This is a genomic window from Arthrobacter globiformis (genome assembly GCF_030817195.1).
Taxonomy (GTDB): Bacteria; Actinomycetota; Actinomycetes; order Actinomycetales; family Micrococcaceae; genus Arthrobacter; species Arthrobacter globiformis_D.
Genome location: NZ_JAUSYZ010000002.1, coordinates 207,887 through 223,785, shown reverse-complemented (window position 1 = coordinate 223,785; position 15,899 = coordinate 207,887). Strand labels below are relative to the sequence as shown.

Here is a 15,899-nt window from a genome sequence, read left to right as displayed (position 1 = left end):
GGTTTACCGGGAATTTTCTTTCTCCTATTGACGGGGATCACATCGCGGTTCTACGGTTGTGGCATGCAACAAACACTCAATGACGCCGTGACCGCCGCCTGGACCGCAGCCTGGGACGAAGGTGACGTCACCGCATTCGACGCGATCGTCACCGCCGACTACCAGCGTGAGAGCACCGGCACGAAAAAGGTGTCCGGACTGAAGGAGCTGCAGCAGGAAATCCTCGATGTGCGGGCCGCTTTTCCCGATCTGACCACCCGCATCGAGAAGGTCATCGCCAGCGGTTACGACATGGCCATCTTCTGGAAGTCGACCGGAACCTTCACCCACCCCCTTCGGGGCGTCCCGCCCACAGGCCGCGTCGTGGAAACCCGCGGCTCCAATGCCCTGACTCTCCGGGACGGGCGCATCGCCCACGAACAGGTGACCTGGGACGCCGTCGAACTCCTCGCCCACGTGGGCATCCCGTCCCTCGGCTCCGCCTTCGAGGAAGAAGAAACTGGGGAAGTCGTCGTCGATAACCTGTCCGGCAACCTGCCGCAGGACATCATGAAGGGATTCAACCGGCAGTTCATCACCGGCGTGACCGTGGTGACCACTGTTGATGAAGACGGCAACCCAAGGGGCCTTGCCGCCAACTCCTACGCCTCGATCTCCCTTGACCCCCCGCTCGTTCTCGTCTGCGTCCAAAAAACGTCGTCGACCTATCCCGCCCTGTTCCAGTCATCCCACTTCGGCATCAACATCCTCAGCAACAATCAGCTTGGGACGGTTAAGACCTTCGCCTCGAAGACACCGGACAAGTTCGCAGACCTGCAATGGCACGCCGGCCCCAACGGCGTACCGCTCATCGACGGATCAGCAGCATCACTGGAGGCGGAAATCAAGGAACGCTTCCAGGCCAAAACCCACACGATCTTCGTCGGCCGGGTCCGGCACGCCGAAGTCGCCGACGTGAACCCGATGATCTACAAGGCAGGCCACTTCTTCGACGGTGCGCAGCTCGAGGAACTCTGACCCTCAGGTGCCATCAGCGTCCTGACCCGCCCAGCAGCGGCCGGCCAGGCACCCGGGGTCCCCCCACCCGGGAATCACCAACTTCGACCCCATGCAGCGTTGCATCTGGAGTACCCCATGACCCACACACAAAATGCCGAGGACCTGATGGAAACGAAAAGCCCAGGCACGGGCGACAGCCCAACCATCCTTACCTCTCCCAACGGCAACCGACCAATAACCGAAACACCCCTGGAAGAGGCGGACCGCCTGCGCAACAGGCCCGGGGCCGTCTTCTGGACATCCGTCGGACTCATCGGCGCCTTCACAGCCTGGGCTTCCCTCTCCCCCACAAGCCTCAGCGCCGTGATGACTGCGGCCATGGACTGGGTAGCTCAGAGCGTCGGCTGGAGCTACCTGGTGGTCACCCTCGGCTGCATCGGACTGCTCATCTACATCGCCATCAGCCGGTTCGGACGCATCCGCCTCGGCGCCCAGGACGCGAAACCTGAGTTCAGCACCTGGGCATGGCTGGCAATGATCCTCTCAGCAGTCATGGGAATCGGGCTCATCAGCTACGGCGTCGCCGAACCCATCTCCCACTTCGCTTCCCCGCCGCACGGCCTCGCCCAGGCCGGCACCATGGACGCCGCGGTCCGCGCCATGCAGTTCTCCTACTTCGACTGGGGCCCGCACGCATGGGCAGTCTTCGGGGTCTTCGGCCTTGCGATCGCTTACTCCACGCACTGCCGCAACAACCCCGGACTGGTGTCCCCGATGCTCCGCCCGATTTTCGGCAAGCTCGTGGACGGCTGGTTCGGCAAGATGATCGACGTCTTTGCCATCATCGCCACACTGTTCGGGACCACCACGTCCCTGGGCCTCGGCGCCTCGCAAATCGGCGAAGGAGTAAACCGTGTGTTCGGCATTCCTTCCAGCCTGCTGGGGCAGATCCTCATCATCGCCGTCATCACAGTGATCTTCACCCTGTCGGCCCTGTCCGGCGTCCACCGCGGCGTCAAGTACCTCAGCCAGGGAACCATGGTCCTGTCCGTCGGGCTCGGACTGTATGTGCTGTTCACCGGGCCCACCAACTTCATCTCCAACCTCTTCTTCCGCTCCCTGGGCACATACCTCAGCGACTTCTTCGCCGTCAGCCTGCTGACGCCCGGCACACCGGAGGACGTCCAGTGGATGCAGTGGTGGACCTACTTCATGATGGCGTGGTGGCTGAGCTGGGGTGCCTTCGTTGGCGTATTCCTCGCCAAGATCTCCAAGGGACGAACCATCCGCGAATTCGTCGCCGGCGTCATGATCGTCCCCAGCGTCGTGTTCTTCGTCTGGTTCACCATCTTCGGCGGCACGGCCATCAAGTTCGACATGGAAAACGGCGGCAAGATCGGGGCCGCGGCCCTCGACGACGTCAACTCCGCCTTCTTCGCCACCCTCGCTGAGCTTCCGCTGTCCGGCCTCACCTCCATCGTGGCAATCATCCTGGTGGTGATGTACTTCGTCTCCGGCGCAGACGCGAACACCTTCGTCCTGAGCATGATGTCTTCCCGCGGAACACTGAATCCAACCAAGCCCGTCCTGACCACTTGGGGACTGCTGACCGGCCTGTGCGCAGTGGTGCTCCTCATCGTCGGCGGCCTGGGCGCCCTGCAGCAGGCGGCCATGCTCTCGGCCCTGCCCTTCACCGTGATCGTCGCCCTCCTCGGCGTGGGCCTGGTCAAGGAACTTCGGAACGACCCCCGCTTCGACCGCACCCGGTCGGTCACCCAAAGCGACCTCAACAAGATCCGGACGCCCCAGACGTAAACCATCCGCAAGACCGGCGGTTATCCGCCGAACCATAGCCCGGTGGTTGAGCCAGTCGACCAGACAGGCTCAACCGGTTCGCGACCCTTCCAAAAGGAGCACCATGTCTCTTGCCCCTGCCCTTTCCCCTGCCGTCTCCCCCGAGCGCGAGGCGTCCCTCCTCACGTCGGTCCCAACAGGTTTGTTGATTGGTGGTGAGTGGCGGGACGCGTCCGACGGCGGCACGTTCGACGTCCACGACCCCGCCACCGGGAAGGTCCTCGCCACCCTCGCTTCCGCCACCAGCGAGGACGCGATCGCTGCACTCGACGCGGCCGAAGCCGCCCAGGCCTCCTGGGCCCGCACCGCACCGCGGACCCGTGCCGAGATCCTGCGCCGCGCCTTCGACCTGGTCACCGAACGCGCCGAGGATTTCGCGCTGCTGATGACGCTGGAGATGGGCAAGCCGCTGGCCGAAGCCCACGGCGAGGTCACCTACGGGGCGGAGTTCCTGCGCTGGTTCTCCGAGGAAACCGTCCGCGACTACGGCCGCTACCTCACCACCCCCGAGGGCAAGAACAAGATCCTCGTCCAGCACAAACCCGTCGGACCCTGCCTGCTCATCACCCCGTGGAACTTCCCGCTCGCCATGGCCACCCGCAAAGTAGCCCCCGCCGTTGCAGCCGGCTGCACCATGGTTTTGAAGCCCGCCAAACTCACACCTTTGACGGCCCAGTACTTCGCCCAGACCATGCTCGACGCCGGCCTGCCCGCCGGCGTCCTCAACGTCGTCGCATCCTCGTCCGCTTCCGGGATTTCCGGGCCGTTGCTGGCCGACTCCCGGCTGCGGAAGGTCTCCTTTACCGGGTCCACCCCGGTCGGCAAGCGGCTCATGGCCGACGCGGCACAGAACGTCCTGCGGACCTCCATGGAGCTCGGCGGGAACGCACCCTTTATCGTCTTTGAGGACGCCGATCTCGACGCCGCGGTTGAAGGGGCGATGGCGGCGAAGATGCGGAACATGGGCGAGGCCTGCACTGCGGCCAACCGGTTCCTCGTCCATGAGTCCGTCGCGCAGGAGTTCACCCGCAAGTTCGCCGCCGCGATGGGTGCCCTGACCACCGGCCGCGGCACCCACCCAGCAACCCAGGTAGGCCCCCTCATCGACGCCGGCGCCCGCGACGACGTGCACGCCCTCGTGAGCGCCGCCGTCGACGCCGGAGCGGTAGCCGTCACGGGCGGCGCCCCGGTGGACGGTCCGGGGTACTTCTACCAGCCCACTGTCCTCGCCGACGTGCCCAACGACGCGGCGATCCTGGGCCAGGAAATCTTCGGCCCCGTCGCCCCGGTCGCCACCTTCGCCACCGAAGAGGAAGCGGTCCGGCTCGCCAACGCCTCCGAGTACGGCCTCGCGTCCTACCTCTACAGCCGTGACTTCAACCGCCTCCTGCGCGTGGCCGAACAGATCGAATTCGGGATGGTCGGCTTCAACGCCGGAGTCATCTCCAACGCCGCAGCACCCTTCGGCGGCATCAAGCAGTCCGGCCTCGGCCGCGAAGGCGGCACCGAAGGCATCGCCGAATACACCACCACGCAGTACATCGGCATCGCCGACCCCTACACCAGCTAATCTCCGAAAGAGGCCCATTTTTCTCCCCGTCCGTCAACCTAAATCGTGGCACTTTTGGGTTGACGGTGCTCTTCATCCGTTCCTCTTCCGCAACTAGCGGGTGAAGGGCAAGTGAGGAGCGGCGGCTTTAAACCGCCGTTCCTCACTATTTCTATGCATCCGACTGATGTACACCCCAACCTGACGTCAGACCACCACCCGGAAAGCGTCAGAATAGGAACTGAAATCCCATTTCCTGACGCCCGCTCTCGAAAGCCTCAGACCCTAACCTGACACTTGTAGCCGGAAGTTCGGGTGTCAGGTTGGAGACCAAAGACAACCGTGAATCTAGGCGGCTTCGTCAGTCCTTTATCGGCGACGGACGATCCACTGGTTTCCCCCATCCATAAGCGGGTTGCTCGTGATTCCCTAGGCCGCTCGGGGATGGCGGGGGTGTTTTCGGTAGCTGCCTGTCCTTCACGTAACTCATGGTCCCATCGCCCCAGCTGGGCGCAGCAGGGTGGTCCCTCGGTCCTGATCTGTGTGCAGGGCCGGCGACGGCTGGGGGGAGATGCCCCGGTCTCAGAGGGCACTCACGTCGCCGGCCCCGTCTCACTCCGGACAACCTGAGTTACCGGATGGGCTTCAACACGACTTCCGCCCACTCTGATTTAACTCCCGAACGGGGCGTACGGCATGCATGGGTGGTACCTGTTTTCCCTTCCGCACGGTTACGCGTCTACACAGAGCAAGCATGGGCGGGGCCACGTGCACCAAGGCGTACCCGATCTTCGCCTCCCCGGAATTCACTCGCGGCTACCCTTGCTTCAGACCATTAACGCTGAACACGGCCGCGGGCGCGGATTCATTTAAAAGCGGCATGAAATACGAAACCGGGGCCGGTCAGATGCCATCCACGAATGACTCGACAGACGCGACCTGCTCTTTGGTCAGCCCCTCCTCCGGCGACGTCTTCTCCAGGTGTACCGGCTGGCCGAATCCGTCCGCCCACTCGTGTGCGTCCGGGCCGAGCACGTCATCGATCCACACGAGCGCGTCCCAACCGGCCTCTCCGTCAGCGTCCTTCCGGGCAAGCCACTCGGTCACCGCCCGCAGCTTCGGTGTGGGCTCCTCGACGTCGCTCTCACGCGTCTCCAACTCCACGCGCACGGGTTCCGTCTCGAGCTGCAGTTGCGACTCCAGCTCCTCGGTCAGGTCCTCGGGTGATGTCGACACCCACGCGATCTGTCCGCATTTGGCGAGCCTCCGGACCAGCGACGCCTTCGCCGCCGGCAATGACCGCTCGGAACTCTCGCCGTCGTCGTTCGGATGCGCTACAGGATTAAGCACTCCCTCAATGTCCAGGAGGATCAGCGGTTTCATACGGCGAGACTAGCCTGCGCCCCGGTCCAGCGATAGCCGCAGACAGAATTCCCCTACTCCGCCACCCTGTGCCGCTGTCAGGGCCTTCCGGATGTAGAAACCTGCCCGCAGAATGGGCCCATGGCCGCCGTAGACGTCTTCATTGCATCCACCGGGGAGGCGGGCGTGGTCGGGCGCCTGCTCTACGAGTTCAACACTGAGTTTGAAACACCTGGTCCAAGCGCCGAGGAATTTGCCGCCCGGTTCAAGTTCCTCCTGGCCCGCACTGACATGCTTGTCCTTCTCTCCGGGACCCCGGCAGCTCCAACCGGTTTAGCATTCCTGACCCTGAGGCCCACCCCGTACTACGACGGAGCCCTGGCCCAGCTCGAGGAACTCTACGTCCAGCCCGGCCTGCGCGGCCAGGGCGTCGGCACGGCTTTGCTGACAAGGGCGGTGCAGGAGGTCCGTGAGCGCGGCGGAGCGGAGATGCACATCAACGTCGATGAGGTTGATAAAGACACCCGCCGCTTTTACGAACGCCACGGCTTCACCAACCTCCAGCCGGGCACGGACTGCCGGATGCTGTGCTACCTGCGCGAGCTCTAACGCCGGCACCAAAGAAACGAAGACCGCCGATAACAGCGCATATGACTCTTCGCCTTCGACTCCTCACCCGAACTCCGCCAAGGTTTGAGACATGCCCAGGGTGATGGCCTCCTCGATGGCAAGTTCCTCGGCCTCTTGGGTCAGACCCAAAAAGTCGAGCACCAAGGGGTCTTTGGCGATTGCCCATGCCAAGGCACTGCCCTCGCCGGCCGGCCGCGCCTCAAGGTTGTTCGGGCTGCACCCGTGCCGGCGTGCAGGCTGCTGAGGATCTGATGCTCCAGCACGGCCACCGACCAGCCATGTTCGACGGCTTTTGAGGCCTACCACCTGCAGAGTTCGTGGCCATTGAGCTTGGTCAGAAGAGTGACGTGGTGGCTCCAGCTCAATTGTCCAGACCGTGTCTGGACAATTGGTTCCGGGCCGCTCTCCAGGCCGCGGCGAAGGCCCGCATGTTGTACTGATTGGTCCAGGAGAATCATTTCATGTGCGGGAACTCCGCGCGCAGTTCGACTGCGAGCCTGCCGAGAATTCTGCTCCCCCATGTTCGTTTGCCTGCCGGTCCATCTTAGTTCCGGGCTTGCAGCTAGTAACTTAAGAGCCCGTCAGCAGTTGCCGACGGCGTCTTGGCTGCTGGAAATAGCCGATATTTCAGCCTATGTTTGAAGCCCTGTTCCGAGCGAAATGTTCCGTGAGTATCAGCACATAAAGCATTCAGAATCGAGTGCGGCTATGATTATGGCCGCGAATAATTAGTTAAAGTGCAGTTGTTGGTGATGCCCATACTAGGTGCGTCCGCGGATAATCAGCGTATTAGCAGTCATCATGTTCAGTGGGCGGCCTGGTACTGTTCGACGATATCTGCCTGGATACGGCCACGGGAATTAACCTGAAGCCCCTTATCCAGCGCCCATTGCCGAATAGCTTTAGCATCGATGCCGCCAGCCGGTGCCCTGCGGCCAGTCGGTCGGCCGCGCCCGCCGGATGACTTGCGTGCGGCGTTGGCAAACCGGCCGAGTGCCTGGCGAAGTTCATCTGCATGTTCTTCGTTCAGATCGATCTCATATTCTGTGCCGTCGATGGCGAATTGCACCTCCTCACTGGCCTCAGAACCGTCAAGATCATCTTCGAGGATAATTACTGTTTTGCGTGCCATACCAAAACTTTATCAGTGAAATACCATGCGTGGTTGAGGACGTGGTTATCCGCCAATAGCTGGGAATGGCGTTCCGACCGCCATATTCTTAGCTCGTTCCTGAGTTACCAGAGACAAGTAAACAGGGTGGCACCTTGGGACCGGCGTATACCTCACCTCTTTCCCGAGTAACTTCCAGTTCTCTGCCGGTGCTTTGAGCCTGTGGAAGGGCATCTACCCAGTCAGTTGCGGAGGATTAGGTGCAAGCAACAGCCCGTCGTTCGTGAGTGGCGCCCCTGGCGACGGGAAGGCTCTCTCCGGGGCCGCGGCCGATAGTCCAAAGTACTTTGGACTATCGGCCCCGACTGCAAGTTCTAGACGTCGGGATCGTGTCCCAGGAGACGGAGCGGGTCACGCACCGCGATATTCAACTCTTCGAATCCGTGTTGATGGAACAGGGCGTCATCTCGGTCGCCGGTGTGTTGTCGAAGTCCTGCAGAGTTCGCATTCACAGGCATGCGGAAGGTCCCCCAACCCATGGTCCAATCTTTCGGGGGCGGATACGCGCGCGATCGTGTATCGACTGCCCCGGTCGGGCTGGGCGCCGAAGTCTAAGAATCCATCCTCTACGGGGTTCCCGCCCATCGCCGGTGGTTTTTTAGTGGTTTTTTGGTAGAAGTTTCGGAAGGTTCCGTATTACAGTGGGATGCAGGAAGGGAGCGTGGAGCACCGTGAGTATCTCAATCGATGTCGGCGCGGCACATGGCGGAACGGCCCGGCTAGGGATCCGGGAGATCGTACGCCAGCTGAACAGCGCGCTCGGCGCTACGTTAGTGGCTGCTCTGGCCGGCAGCAAGGATCCCAAGATCAGTTACAGGTGGGCCCGCACTGACGGACCGGAGCCCAGACCGGAAGCCCAGGCCCGCCTCCAGCTCGCCCACCGGGCCTGGACCGCGGTCGCCAGCGTCGAAGGCGAGCACGTGGCCAGGTTGTGGTTCGTCGGCGCCAACCCCTGGCTTGATGAAATCTCCCCGGTCGAAGCCGTCAAGGAGATGCGCGCCAAAGACGTGATGGCCGCCGCTGCAGCGATGACCGAAGACCGGTTCTCCGGTTAATGGCCGTCTGCTCAACAACAGGACTGGCGTACATCAACGGACCGGTGACCGGATACAGGATCGCCAAATCCTCTTATGGTCCTCTTAGCCCACTCCCGCGGGCCGCTGGTCCTGCTGACCGGTCATCATGGTCGCGTTTCGACACCCCCGGATCAACGGTATATCTGGCCGGAGACCGCCGCACCGCGTACGCGGAGACGCTGGCAGTTGCCCGGGTGGGAAAAGAATTCCGTGATGCTGTCGTCTTCGCCGCCCACCAGTTCGGAGTCCCGGTTGAGGAGGCCCGCAGGCTGATTCAGGATGACTGGACCCGAAACGGAAATATGGTCCCGGGCTGGCTGCCGGCCAACTGGCGGGACGGGCGCCTGATCTATACCCTGCGCATCAACACCCCGACGCGGTGGATCGACCTGACGACAGCCGAGTCGATCGCTTCACTGAACCGGCACCTCGGGCAGCAACTGGACGAAGCGTACGGCATCCCCGCCATCACATTGGCCACCCTGACGGGGGAAGACCGGGAAGCAACCACCGCCATCGCCGAGTGGCTCCGCGAACAGGTCCTTGACGACGGAAACTACGCCGCCGGCGTCCGGGCACATTCAAAATATGGTGGAGGCATGTGCTGGGCCTATTGGCTTCGCCGCCAGGACGACAGGCTAGGCCCGGATCCCGTTGAACTCCAGGCCGAAGCTGAAATCCACCGCGATGACCCTGACCTCAACTACGTCCTCGGTCTGTACGGGCTGGACTGCAGATAGCCCGTTCTGGCTTGTGAATCCCTGTGGGGACGTGGCCGGCAACCAGGCCTTGCACTTGCCCGGTCAGGAAACGCAGCGGGCAAGACGCTTTACTGGCCGGAACCGCTTGGTTTTCGGGGACTTACTGCAGCGCCGGGACCTTCTCTTCGGGCCGTGGTGCCTGATTGGCCGGGCCCGGCTATGCAGGGCAGTGTCGGCGGATGCATGCACGCTAGCGTAGGCCCTGGGGAGCCCGCAGGTCAGCCCAGCGCACAGGGTTTCCGTCCCGCCGACGCCCCTACTCCTCCTCCGGGACGTCGTCCGCCAGCCCAGCATCCAACGGGGGACAGTTTGTCAGCCCCGACCACCACGCTTTCCTGGGCTGGCTGGCCTAAAGGGCCTACCGGCTCATGCCCTTCTGAAGGAGCTTTGTCTGGCCGTTGGCTCCGCGCGTCTTGCGGGCCTTCGGACTACGCCCCGGCGCCTTAGCCACGGCGGCGCTGGGCGGTGTGCCCTGGTCTTGGTCTGCGCTGAGCCGCGCCTGGACGGCCTCGGGGTCGGCTACGCCTTCCAGGCTGGCGGCAAGCTCTTGACGACGTTCGGCTGAGTCGTACTTAATGCCGGCCTCTTCCCGCAGCGTCTCGGGGCGTTGGTTCTCTTCCGTGACGTCCTGTTCACGGTCCCTGTCTTCACTGTCGGCCTCGGCCAGCAGCTGCACAGCTTGGGCGGTCTCGTCACGGCCGGCACGGCGTTCCTGTTCCGCCTGGTCGCGGTCCCGTTCGGCCTTTGCCAAGGCTTGGGCGACGGACGACTCATCGGCACCGAGGTTGTCCACGTCCAGACCGTAGCGACGCTGCACTTGGTCACGGATGGTCTCTGCTGCCTTGAGAGCCGTCGGGTCGTGGTCCTTCCAAGCGGTGGCGGTTTCGTGCACCCTTTCGATGTCTCGGCCGGTGGCCGTGTCCCACCATCGGTTGTCGATGACCGGGGCGAGCTGGGCGCGGGCAGCAGCACGCTCTGCATCGAACCGGGCCTGCAGTTCCCGGGCTTGTTGTTCTTCGGCCGCTTGGGCGCGTCGCAGCTCCTGTTCGTGTGTCCTGGCCAGCTGCTCACCGAGCCGTCCGGCGACGGTCAGTCCGATGCGGGACATTCCTTCGATGGCTTCCTCGATGCCGTCAGATTCACTCATGGTTCCCCCTCCTGGTGTTTATCTTTCAATGTCGGGGCGGGTGGTCCCGCCTCGAATGATCGCGTGGGTGCGTGCCTGTTCGTACTTTGGTGGCAGCACTGAACCGGCGGATCGTCCTTGGGTCTGGCCGATTGTGCTCGTGCGTACAGCTTCGGCGGCTTCACTATCTCCAACCGGTGCCGGCGCGGGAGTGCTTGGCAGCGCGGCGGCGACCTGGCTCAGCTGGTGCCTCACCATGTGGCTGATCTGTCGTGCCCTGCGAAGGTCGTTTGAGGCCTTGTGCATGTCGTGGACGGCCTTGGCGACGTTGAGCAGCTGGCGCAGCATGATGGCCTGCGCAGCGGTTCCGCTGCCGCCCATAGTGGCCGCCATAAGCATCAGCGACGCTCCCCGGGCGGACGGTCCTACGCTGCGGATGGGGCGGACCGGGTAGCGCCGCAGTTGTGCAGTCTTGGAGAGCTCGTCCGCTGCTGCCGCGAGTGGTCCGGGAGTTGCCTCGGTTGCCGTGGACCAGGCTGCGAAGGCACCGGATGTCTCGCGTGCAACGTGAGCCCATGTCGCGTGGTCATCCAGCGGGACCGAGCGCAGGGTTTCGCGCAGTCGTGCGACTTCGTTGCTGTAGTGCTCCCACATTTGCGGGTCCGGTTCGTGGGCTTCACGGCCGATGTTGACCGGGCGCCGTCCGCGGGCTGCTGCCTGCCATTCGGCGACGGCTTCGGTCGCCGCTTGCGGGGTGTCGTGCCACTCGGTGCGGAGCTTGGGCAGGGCAAGGTCTTTGGCGAGGTGGCCCCCGCCGAACCAGACCGGCCGACCACCCTTTGGGGGGCGTTCGGCCACGCTGTAGCCGACCACGACGTCGTCGCGTCCGGACGCGTACCGGGGGCGTAGCAGGGCACCTGTCCGGCGGAGCCGGCGGATGAATTCGGCTTCGTCCTGGGCGGCGGTGGCGCAGGCGCGGACCTTGCGTTCCAGGGAGCGGCGTTCCGGTTCGGGTGCGCCGCGCCGTGCGGATGCTTCGCGTTCACCGGGCCGCAGGCCGCGGGTGGAATGGGTGGGTGAGAGTTCTTCCAGGCCGTACTTTTTCTCGAGCCCGCGGGCCGCTGTTTGTGCGCGGGGGAAGTCCCGCCAGCTGCTCCATTTGGTGCCGTCCTCGCGGACCATGGACGCGGCAATGTGGATGTGGTCGTTCCCTGCTTTACTGTGGCCGTGACGGATGGCCACCCATTGTGCCGGAGCCCGTCCGCTGGCTTCGGTGAAACCCATCTCGTCCATGAAGTCCTGGGCGATGGCCGCCCATTTCTCATCGGTCAGGTCGCCTTCCTCGGCCCGCAGCGACAGTGAGCAGTGCCAGACGTGGCCGCCTGGAATCTCGACACCCAGGACACTGCTCGCCCGGTCCAGTTCCTTGGCAATGGCCTGCGCGGCGTCAGCGTTCAGTTCATCATCGTTGTGCCAGGCCATGATCGACGGGGAGCCCGCGACCAGGTGCGGGTCGGTGTGCTCGTTCGCCCTCCCGGGACCGGCAAGGTAGGCGATGAGCCCGCGCATGCGGGTGCCCTTGGTGATGTTGGGAATCATCAGCGCACCATCGAATCCAGCATCGTATTGATCCTGTCAGCGACCGCCCGGACACGGGTCAGAACGGTGCGGGCAGCTTCCGGGAACTCGTCGGTGGCGTTCGCGTGCCGGGCCAGCTGGTTGACATTGTTCGACAGGGCGGCAAGGTAGCGGCGGGCGGCAATGAACTCCACTGCCATCGCCCGGCGTTCAGCCAGCGATTCGGAGTTTTCCGCGTACAGGGCTGCACTGACCAGAATCTCCGACGGGCTGCGCCCTGTCCGCTCTTCCAGGACCTTCAGCTGCGCCCGTTCGAACTCCGACATCGACACCCGCACGTACTGGGTGTCACCGTCAATGTTCGCCCGGCGGCGGCGGGCGAACCGGCGCGGGGACTTCTGCTCTTCAGACATCGAATCCCCTCCCCCACATGCCCAGCGCAGCGCCCCGGAATTTCCGGGCCGACACCTCAGTGTCGCCGATCAACGGCCGCAGGTGGTGGATCGACACGCGGGTTATGGCACATAACCACCTAGCTTGCTCCGGAAAACCGGCTGTGCCTGTATTTGGCGCTTTGAGTGGTTCCCGGGGACTGCCCTGCAGGACGCTGCGCGTCTGACTTGTACAAACGACTGCGTCGTTCCGTTTCGGCTGGTTGAGGCTACTGCCCGGTCCTTCCTTGGCAAGTCTCCGCAGCCGGCTTTCGCGGCATATCCTCCGCTGCGCTCCGGTATTCCACGGTCCGACCACTCCGACTGGCCAATTCCCTCACCGACCCAGTTTCGGCAAGCGTGCCGAAAGGAACGCGGCATAGGGTAAGCGAAAGGTACAGTTTTGGCTCTCATCTCACCTACCACAGTGGCCAGGCAATACGGAGTCTCCGCGACGCAGCTGCGGCAGTGGCGGCAGCGCGGCATCGGCCCCGAATACTTCCAGTTCACCGCACGAACCATCAGCTACTCCGACGACTATCTACGCGACTGGTTCAACGACCCCAAAAACGCCGGCCTCCTGGCTGGAAATCTTTCAGGCTCGGCGGGAACATCGCGCGCCGAAGGGCGCGTCAGTCACCAGTCGACGTCGCCTAATCGTTAGTCTGGATTCATGGCTACCCTCGACATCGAACAGACACGCAACCAAGCCCGCGCACTGCTGGACTCCCGCATCGAATCCGTCACCGCCCTGGTGAAGAGCCGCCAGCGCATCAACGAATTGCGTGACCAGCTGGTTGCGGCTGAACGCGACGATAAGCGCGCCTACGTGCAAGCAACACGGGACGGATGGAGCGCAGACGAACTGAAGAAACTTGGTCTCGAACCATCAGCCGTAAAGCGTCGGCGGACGGCTAAGCGCTCCACGGAGTCGGAACAGGGATCCGACCAGGACAACGCCACATCCTTCGGCGAACAGTAATCCCTTCGGACCACGCGTTGTCGAAACAATGGTGGTCGCGGTCGGCTGCCTGAGACACGACAACATACAAAAAAGGACCGGAACATTCCGGTCCTTTTTTGTCCTTCGGCAAAAGGAAATCTGTAGTCCACTCTAACGCACCCCTGAACGTGCATTGAATAGGCACGCCAACACATCCGATGGCTGCTGCACGCTGCGCCCAGAACGGCGGCAGCTGCCCACCGCTTTGGTATGCGCGGCACCCCTGGATAGGCATGCGGCCAGGCCGCGCACAATGGCGGTCCGCCGCTGGTGAGTGGCTGCCGTGGTTCGCCCTGGCGGCGGACCGCCCGCCGTTTGGGAGGTTCCCGGCCCTGCCGTGGTGATCGGCGGGAAACCATGGCCGGGCGGTGGGGTTCCGCCCGGCCATGGTGTCTTATGCCGCTGCGGTTTCCTCCCCGGTCGGCTCAGCGCTGTCGATAATCAGCTGTTCGACAGTTGATGCCTTGTAGCCCCACAGAACCAGTTGGTTCAGGTAGTCCCTGTGGGTCTGGGACGGGGACCGCCACGAGTCCTTCGCGATCGTCTTCTCATACCCGGCGCAGACCAGTGCGATCAGCGAAAACTCAGGACGTGCCGTGGATTTCGCCACGTGCGTGCGGAGCGGATTCCACGCCCAGGTCTTAGCCTCGTCAACCTTCGCCCCGGCCATGCCAGCGGCCACCTCGCCGTCGTAGCCGCTGGCCGTTTCCGGGTGGTGCGTGATCGCGTGGACGGTGAAGTACTGCCAGCCCTTGGGTGCCTGCTTCTTCGCCAGTAGGCCTGTCACAAACTCACGGCGTACAACCTGCGCGGACAACATCGCCTTATTGTTCTCAATCAGGGTTTTGCGCTCGGCCTTCTGCTCGTCACTCATCGGCCCCTTCCGCACACTGGTGCCGCCGTCGTAGCGTTCGTACTTCGGCGCGAAGCCCAAGTCCTTCCACCCCGCGATCACGAAGTGCGTCCGGTGCTCACCGCGGTAGTCCGTGGTGATCAGGACGGCGTTGGCGTCGTCTTCAGTGGCCGGTTCCCCGTCCTCCCTTTTGGCGGCGGTGACGGAGGTTGTCGTCGTCGGCGTAGTGTCCGGCGTCCTCCACGATGGTCTTGCCCTGCGCTTCCAGTTCCTCGCGAAGCGCGGCGAGGGCGGCGGCGCTTTCGCGGCGGTCGCGCAGCTGCTGGGCGACGTGCAGGAGCTGGTCGGGTTCGTCCACGATGACCGATTCGAGTTCCTCCGTGGCGTCCTCGTGGCCTTCGAACTCGGCCATGATCAACGCTTCCTCGATGGACCATCCTTTGCCCAGGGCGGCGGCGCCCGCGTCTGAGGACTTGGCCTTCAAGGCGCTTTCCACAGTCGTCTTGGTTCGCCCGGTCTTCTTCGCGATCGCGGCTGCCGAAACACCGATCAGCGACAGCTGGTGATAGGCGTCTGCTTCGTCCGCTTCGGTCAGTTCCGCGCGCTGGATGTTCTCCACCACCTGCGTCACGATCCGTTCGGCTTCCTCGGGGGACTCGATGATCATCACCGGGATCAGGGGCCGCTCTGCTTCTACGGCGGCGCGGGTGCGGCGCTGTCCCATCAGCACGTGCACGGTTCCGTCATCTTTGCGGTGGGCGATCACCGGTTCCATCACACCGTGCTCCTTGATGCTGGCGATGAAGTCAGCGGTCAGGGCGGCGTCTTTACGGACGTTGACATCGACCGTCAGCGTGGCCGGGTCCAGCATTTCCAGCGTGGGTGCTGCATTCATGGTGTTGCTCCTTTTTTGCCGAAAGGGTTGGTGGGTGGGGCGACCAAGGGTGACCGGCCAGCTTCCCCTCTCCCCCGTTGTTTTTGGCTGCTGGCGAAGCTTGCGGAGCTGTGGCCGACGGAGGCCTGTCTACCCTCAGGGCAAGGTGCGGGAAATTCCCGGAGGAAATCAGCGACGAAGGAGCGCCGCAGGGACATTTCCCGGACCGCAGGCCCCGGGGGAGCCTGCGGAACCGGGGCTAGACCGGCCGGAGCGGACACGTACAATCCGTCAGGACAGCAGCCAAAACGTCGTAGACAAGACAGGGCCAGGGGGTCCGGAGCTCTGCGACGGCGCGCCCTGGCCCCACAGCCGGCCACGGAGCGAAGCGGAGTGGACGCCCACATGGGTGCGAGCCCAGCGAGCATCTTCCTCTGGCCCCGCGCGGGTCCCGCCCAGTCCTGCGAAGGCCACGGCTTGCCGCATGTGCCAGGCGGGTGTGGGCTTCTGTGGCGATATGGCGGTCCGCCGCCGACCAGGCACTCAAACCGGCCAGTGGCGGCGGACCGCCCCCGCGCAGCTGGACCCTCACGCCCGAGGTGGGCACTCACTTACTCCTTGAGTATCTGAGT

The 15,899-nt window shown here is 63.7% G+C and carries 14 protein-coding genes and 1 pseudogene; 8 read left to right on the top strand and 7 right to left on the bottom strand.

The genetic code is table 11. The features are described 5' to 3' along the window. The first annotated feature begins 63 nt into the window (after positions 1-63). The 3 genes from QF036_RS24890 (at position 64) to QF036_RS24880 (ending at position 4,423) form a co-directional block, all read left to right on the top strand. Entirely contained in the window at positions 64-1,017 is a 954-nt protein-coding gene (locus QF036_RS24890; RefSeq protein ID WP_307106415.1) for a flavin reductase, read from the top strand. Between the two features lie 117 nt (positions 1,018-1,134). Next, positions 1,135-2,814 (top strand): BCCT family transporter, encoded by a 1,680-nt coding sequence (locus QF036_RS24885; RefSeq protein WP_307106413.1) that lies wholly within the window; start codon positions 1,135-1,137, stop codon positions 2,812-2,814. Between the two features lie 103 nt (positions 2,815-2,917). Further along, complete coding sequence (locus QF036_RS24880; RefSeq protein WP_307106412.1) at positions 2,918-4,423, top strand: NAD-dependent succinate-semialdehyde dehydrogenase; 1,506 nt, start codon at positions 2,918-2,920, stop codon at positions 4,421-4,423. Between the two features lie 882 nt (positions 4,424-5,305). On the opposite strand, the gene QF036_RS24875 is transcribed toward QF036_RS24880, so the two are convergent. Next, complete coding sequence (locus QF036_RS24875) at positions 5,306-5,785, bottom strand: HAD domain-containing protein (protein WP_307106410.1); 480 nt, start codon at positions 5,783-5,785, stop codon at positions 5,306-5,308. Positions 5,786-5,905: 120 nt separating this feature from the next. Here QF036_RS24875 and QF036_RS24870 point away from each other — a divergent pair, with 120 nt between their 5' ends. Beyond that, on the top strand, positions 5,906-6,373 hold the full coding sequence (locus QF036_RS24870; protein ID WP_307106408.1) for a GNAT family N-acetyltransferase: 468 nt from the start codon (positions 5,906-5,908) through the stop codon (positions 6,371-6,373). A 63-nt stretch (positions 6,374-6,436) separates the two neighbouring features. On the opposite strand, the gene QF036_RS24865 is transcribed toward QF036_RS24870, so the two are convergent. Further along, positions 6,437-6,565 (bottom strand): hypothetical protein, encoded by a 129-nt coding sequence (locus tag QF036_RS24865; protein ID WP_307106406.1) that lies wholly within the window; start codon positions 6,563-6,565, stop codon positions 6,437-6,439. A gap of 634 nt (positions 6,566-7,199) precedes the next feature. Then, complete coding sequence (locus QF036_RS24860) at positions 7,200-7,526, bottom strand: histone-like nucleoid-structuring protein Lsr2 (RefSeq protein ID WP_307106405.1); 327 nt, start codon at positions 7,524-7,526, stop codon at positions 7,200-7,202. Between the two features lie 710 nt (positions 7,527-8,236). Here QF036_RS24860 and QF036_RS24855 point away from each other — a divergent pair. Next, positions 8,237-8,620, top strand: coding sequence for a hypothetical protein (locus QF036_RS24855; RefSeq protein ID WP_307106404.1), 384 nt, complete (start codon positions 8,237-8,239; stop codon positions 8,618-8,620). A 215-nt stretch (positions 8,621-8,835) separates the two neighbouring features. Continuing rightward, entirely contained in the window at positions 8,836-9,381 is a 546-nt protein-coding gene (locus QF036_RS24850) for a hypothetical protein (RefSeq protein WP_373460324.1), read from the top strand. 379 nt (positions 9,382-9,760) lie between these two features. Here QF036_RS24850 and QF036_RS24845 read toward each other — a convergent pair whose 3' ends face one another. The 3 genes from QF036_RS24845 to mobC are packed head-to-tail and all read right to left on the bottom strand — an operon-like array spanning position 9,761 to position 12,519. Further along, positions 9,761-10,549: a hypothetical protein gene (locus QF036_RS24845; protein ID WP_307106401.1), complete on the bottom strand. Its 789-nt coding sequence runs from the start codon at positions 10,547-10,549 to the stop codon at positions 9,761-9,763. 18 nt (positions 10,550-10,567) lie between these two features. Next, a complete protein-coding gene (locus tag QF036_RS24840) occupies positions 10,568-12,127 on the bottom strand; it encodes a relaxase/mobilization nuclease domain-containing protein (protein WP_307106399.1) in 1,560 nt (519 codons plus the stop codon). Next, entirely contained in the window at positions 12,127-12,519 is a 393-nt protein-coding gene (gene mobC / locus QF036_RS24835; RefSeq protein WP_307106397.1) for a plasmid mobilization relaxosome protein MobC, read from the bottom strand. Before mobC ends, QF036_RS24840 begins: the two co-directional genes overlap by 1 nt. Before the next feature lie 445 nt (positions 12,520-12,964). On the opposite strand from mobC, the gene QF036_RS24830 reads away from it, so the two are divergent. Next, complete coding sequence (locus QF036_RS24830) at positions 12,965-13,201, top strand: hypothetical protein (RefSeq protein ID WP_307106395.1); 237 nt, start codon at positions 12,965-12,967, stop codon at positions 13,199-13,201. Positions 13,202-13,210: 9 nt separating this feature from the next. Continuing rightward, entirely contained in the window at positions 13,211-13,519 is a 309-nt protein-coding gene (locus QF036_RS24825) for a hypothetical protein (RefSeq protein ID WP_307106393.1), read from the top strand. Positions 13,520-13,934: 415 nt separating this feature from the next. On the opposite strand, the pseudogene QF036_RS24820 reads toward QF036_RS24825, so the two are convergent. After that, positions 13,935-15,288: pseudogene (locus QF036_RS24820) on the bottom strand (ParB/RepB/Spo0J family partition protein). Positions 15,289-15,899 lie beyond the last annotated feature (611 nt).

Coding starts and splice junctions, on each gene's coding strand:
- QF036_RS24890 (WP_307106415.1), top strand. CDS start 64: ATGCAACAAACACTCAATGACGCCGTGACCGCCGCCTGGACCGCAGCC.
- QF036_RS24885 (WP_307106413.1), top strand. CDS start 1,135: ATGACCCACACACAAAATGCCGAGGACCTGATGGAAACGAAAAGCCCA.
- QF036_RS24880 (WP_307106412.1), top strand. CDS start 2,918: ATGTCTCTTGCCCCTGCCCTTTCCCCTGCCGTCTCCCCCGAGCGCGAG.
- QF036_RS24875 (WP_307106410.1), bottom strand. CDS start 5,785: ATGAAACCGCTGATCCTCCTGGACATTGAGGGAGTGCTTAATCCTGTA.
- QF036_RS24870 (WP_307106408.1), top strand. CDS start 5,906: ATGGCCGCCGTAGACGTCTTCATTGCATCCACCGGGGAGGCGGGCGTG.
- QF036_RS24860 (WP_307106405.1), bottom strand. CDS start 7,526: ATGGCACGCAAAACAGTAATTATCCTCGAAGATGATCTTGACGGTTCT.
- QF036_RS24845 (WP_307106401.1), bottom strand. CDS start 10,549: ATGAGTGAATCTGACGGCATCGAGGAAGCCATCGAAGGAATGTCCCGC.
- QF036_RS24840 (WP_307106399.1), bottom strand. CDS start 12,127: ATGATTCCCAACATCACCAAGGGCACCCGCATGCGCGGGCTCATCGCC.
- mobC (WP_307106397.1), bottom strand. CDS start 12,519: ATGTCTGAAGAGCAGAAGTCCCCGCGCCGGTTCGCCCGCCGCCGCCGG.
- QF036_RS24825 (WP_307106393.1), top strand. CDS start 13,211: ATGGCTACCCTCGACATCGAACAGACACGCAACCAAGCCCGCGCACTG.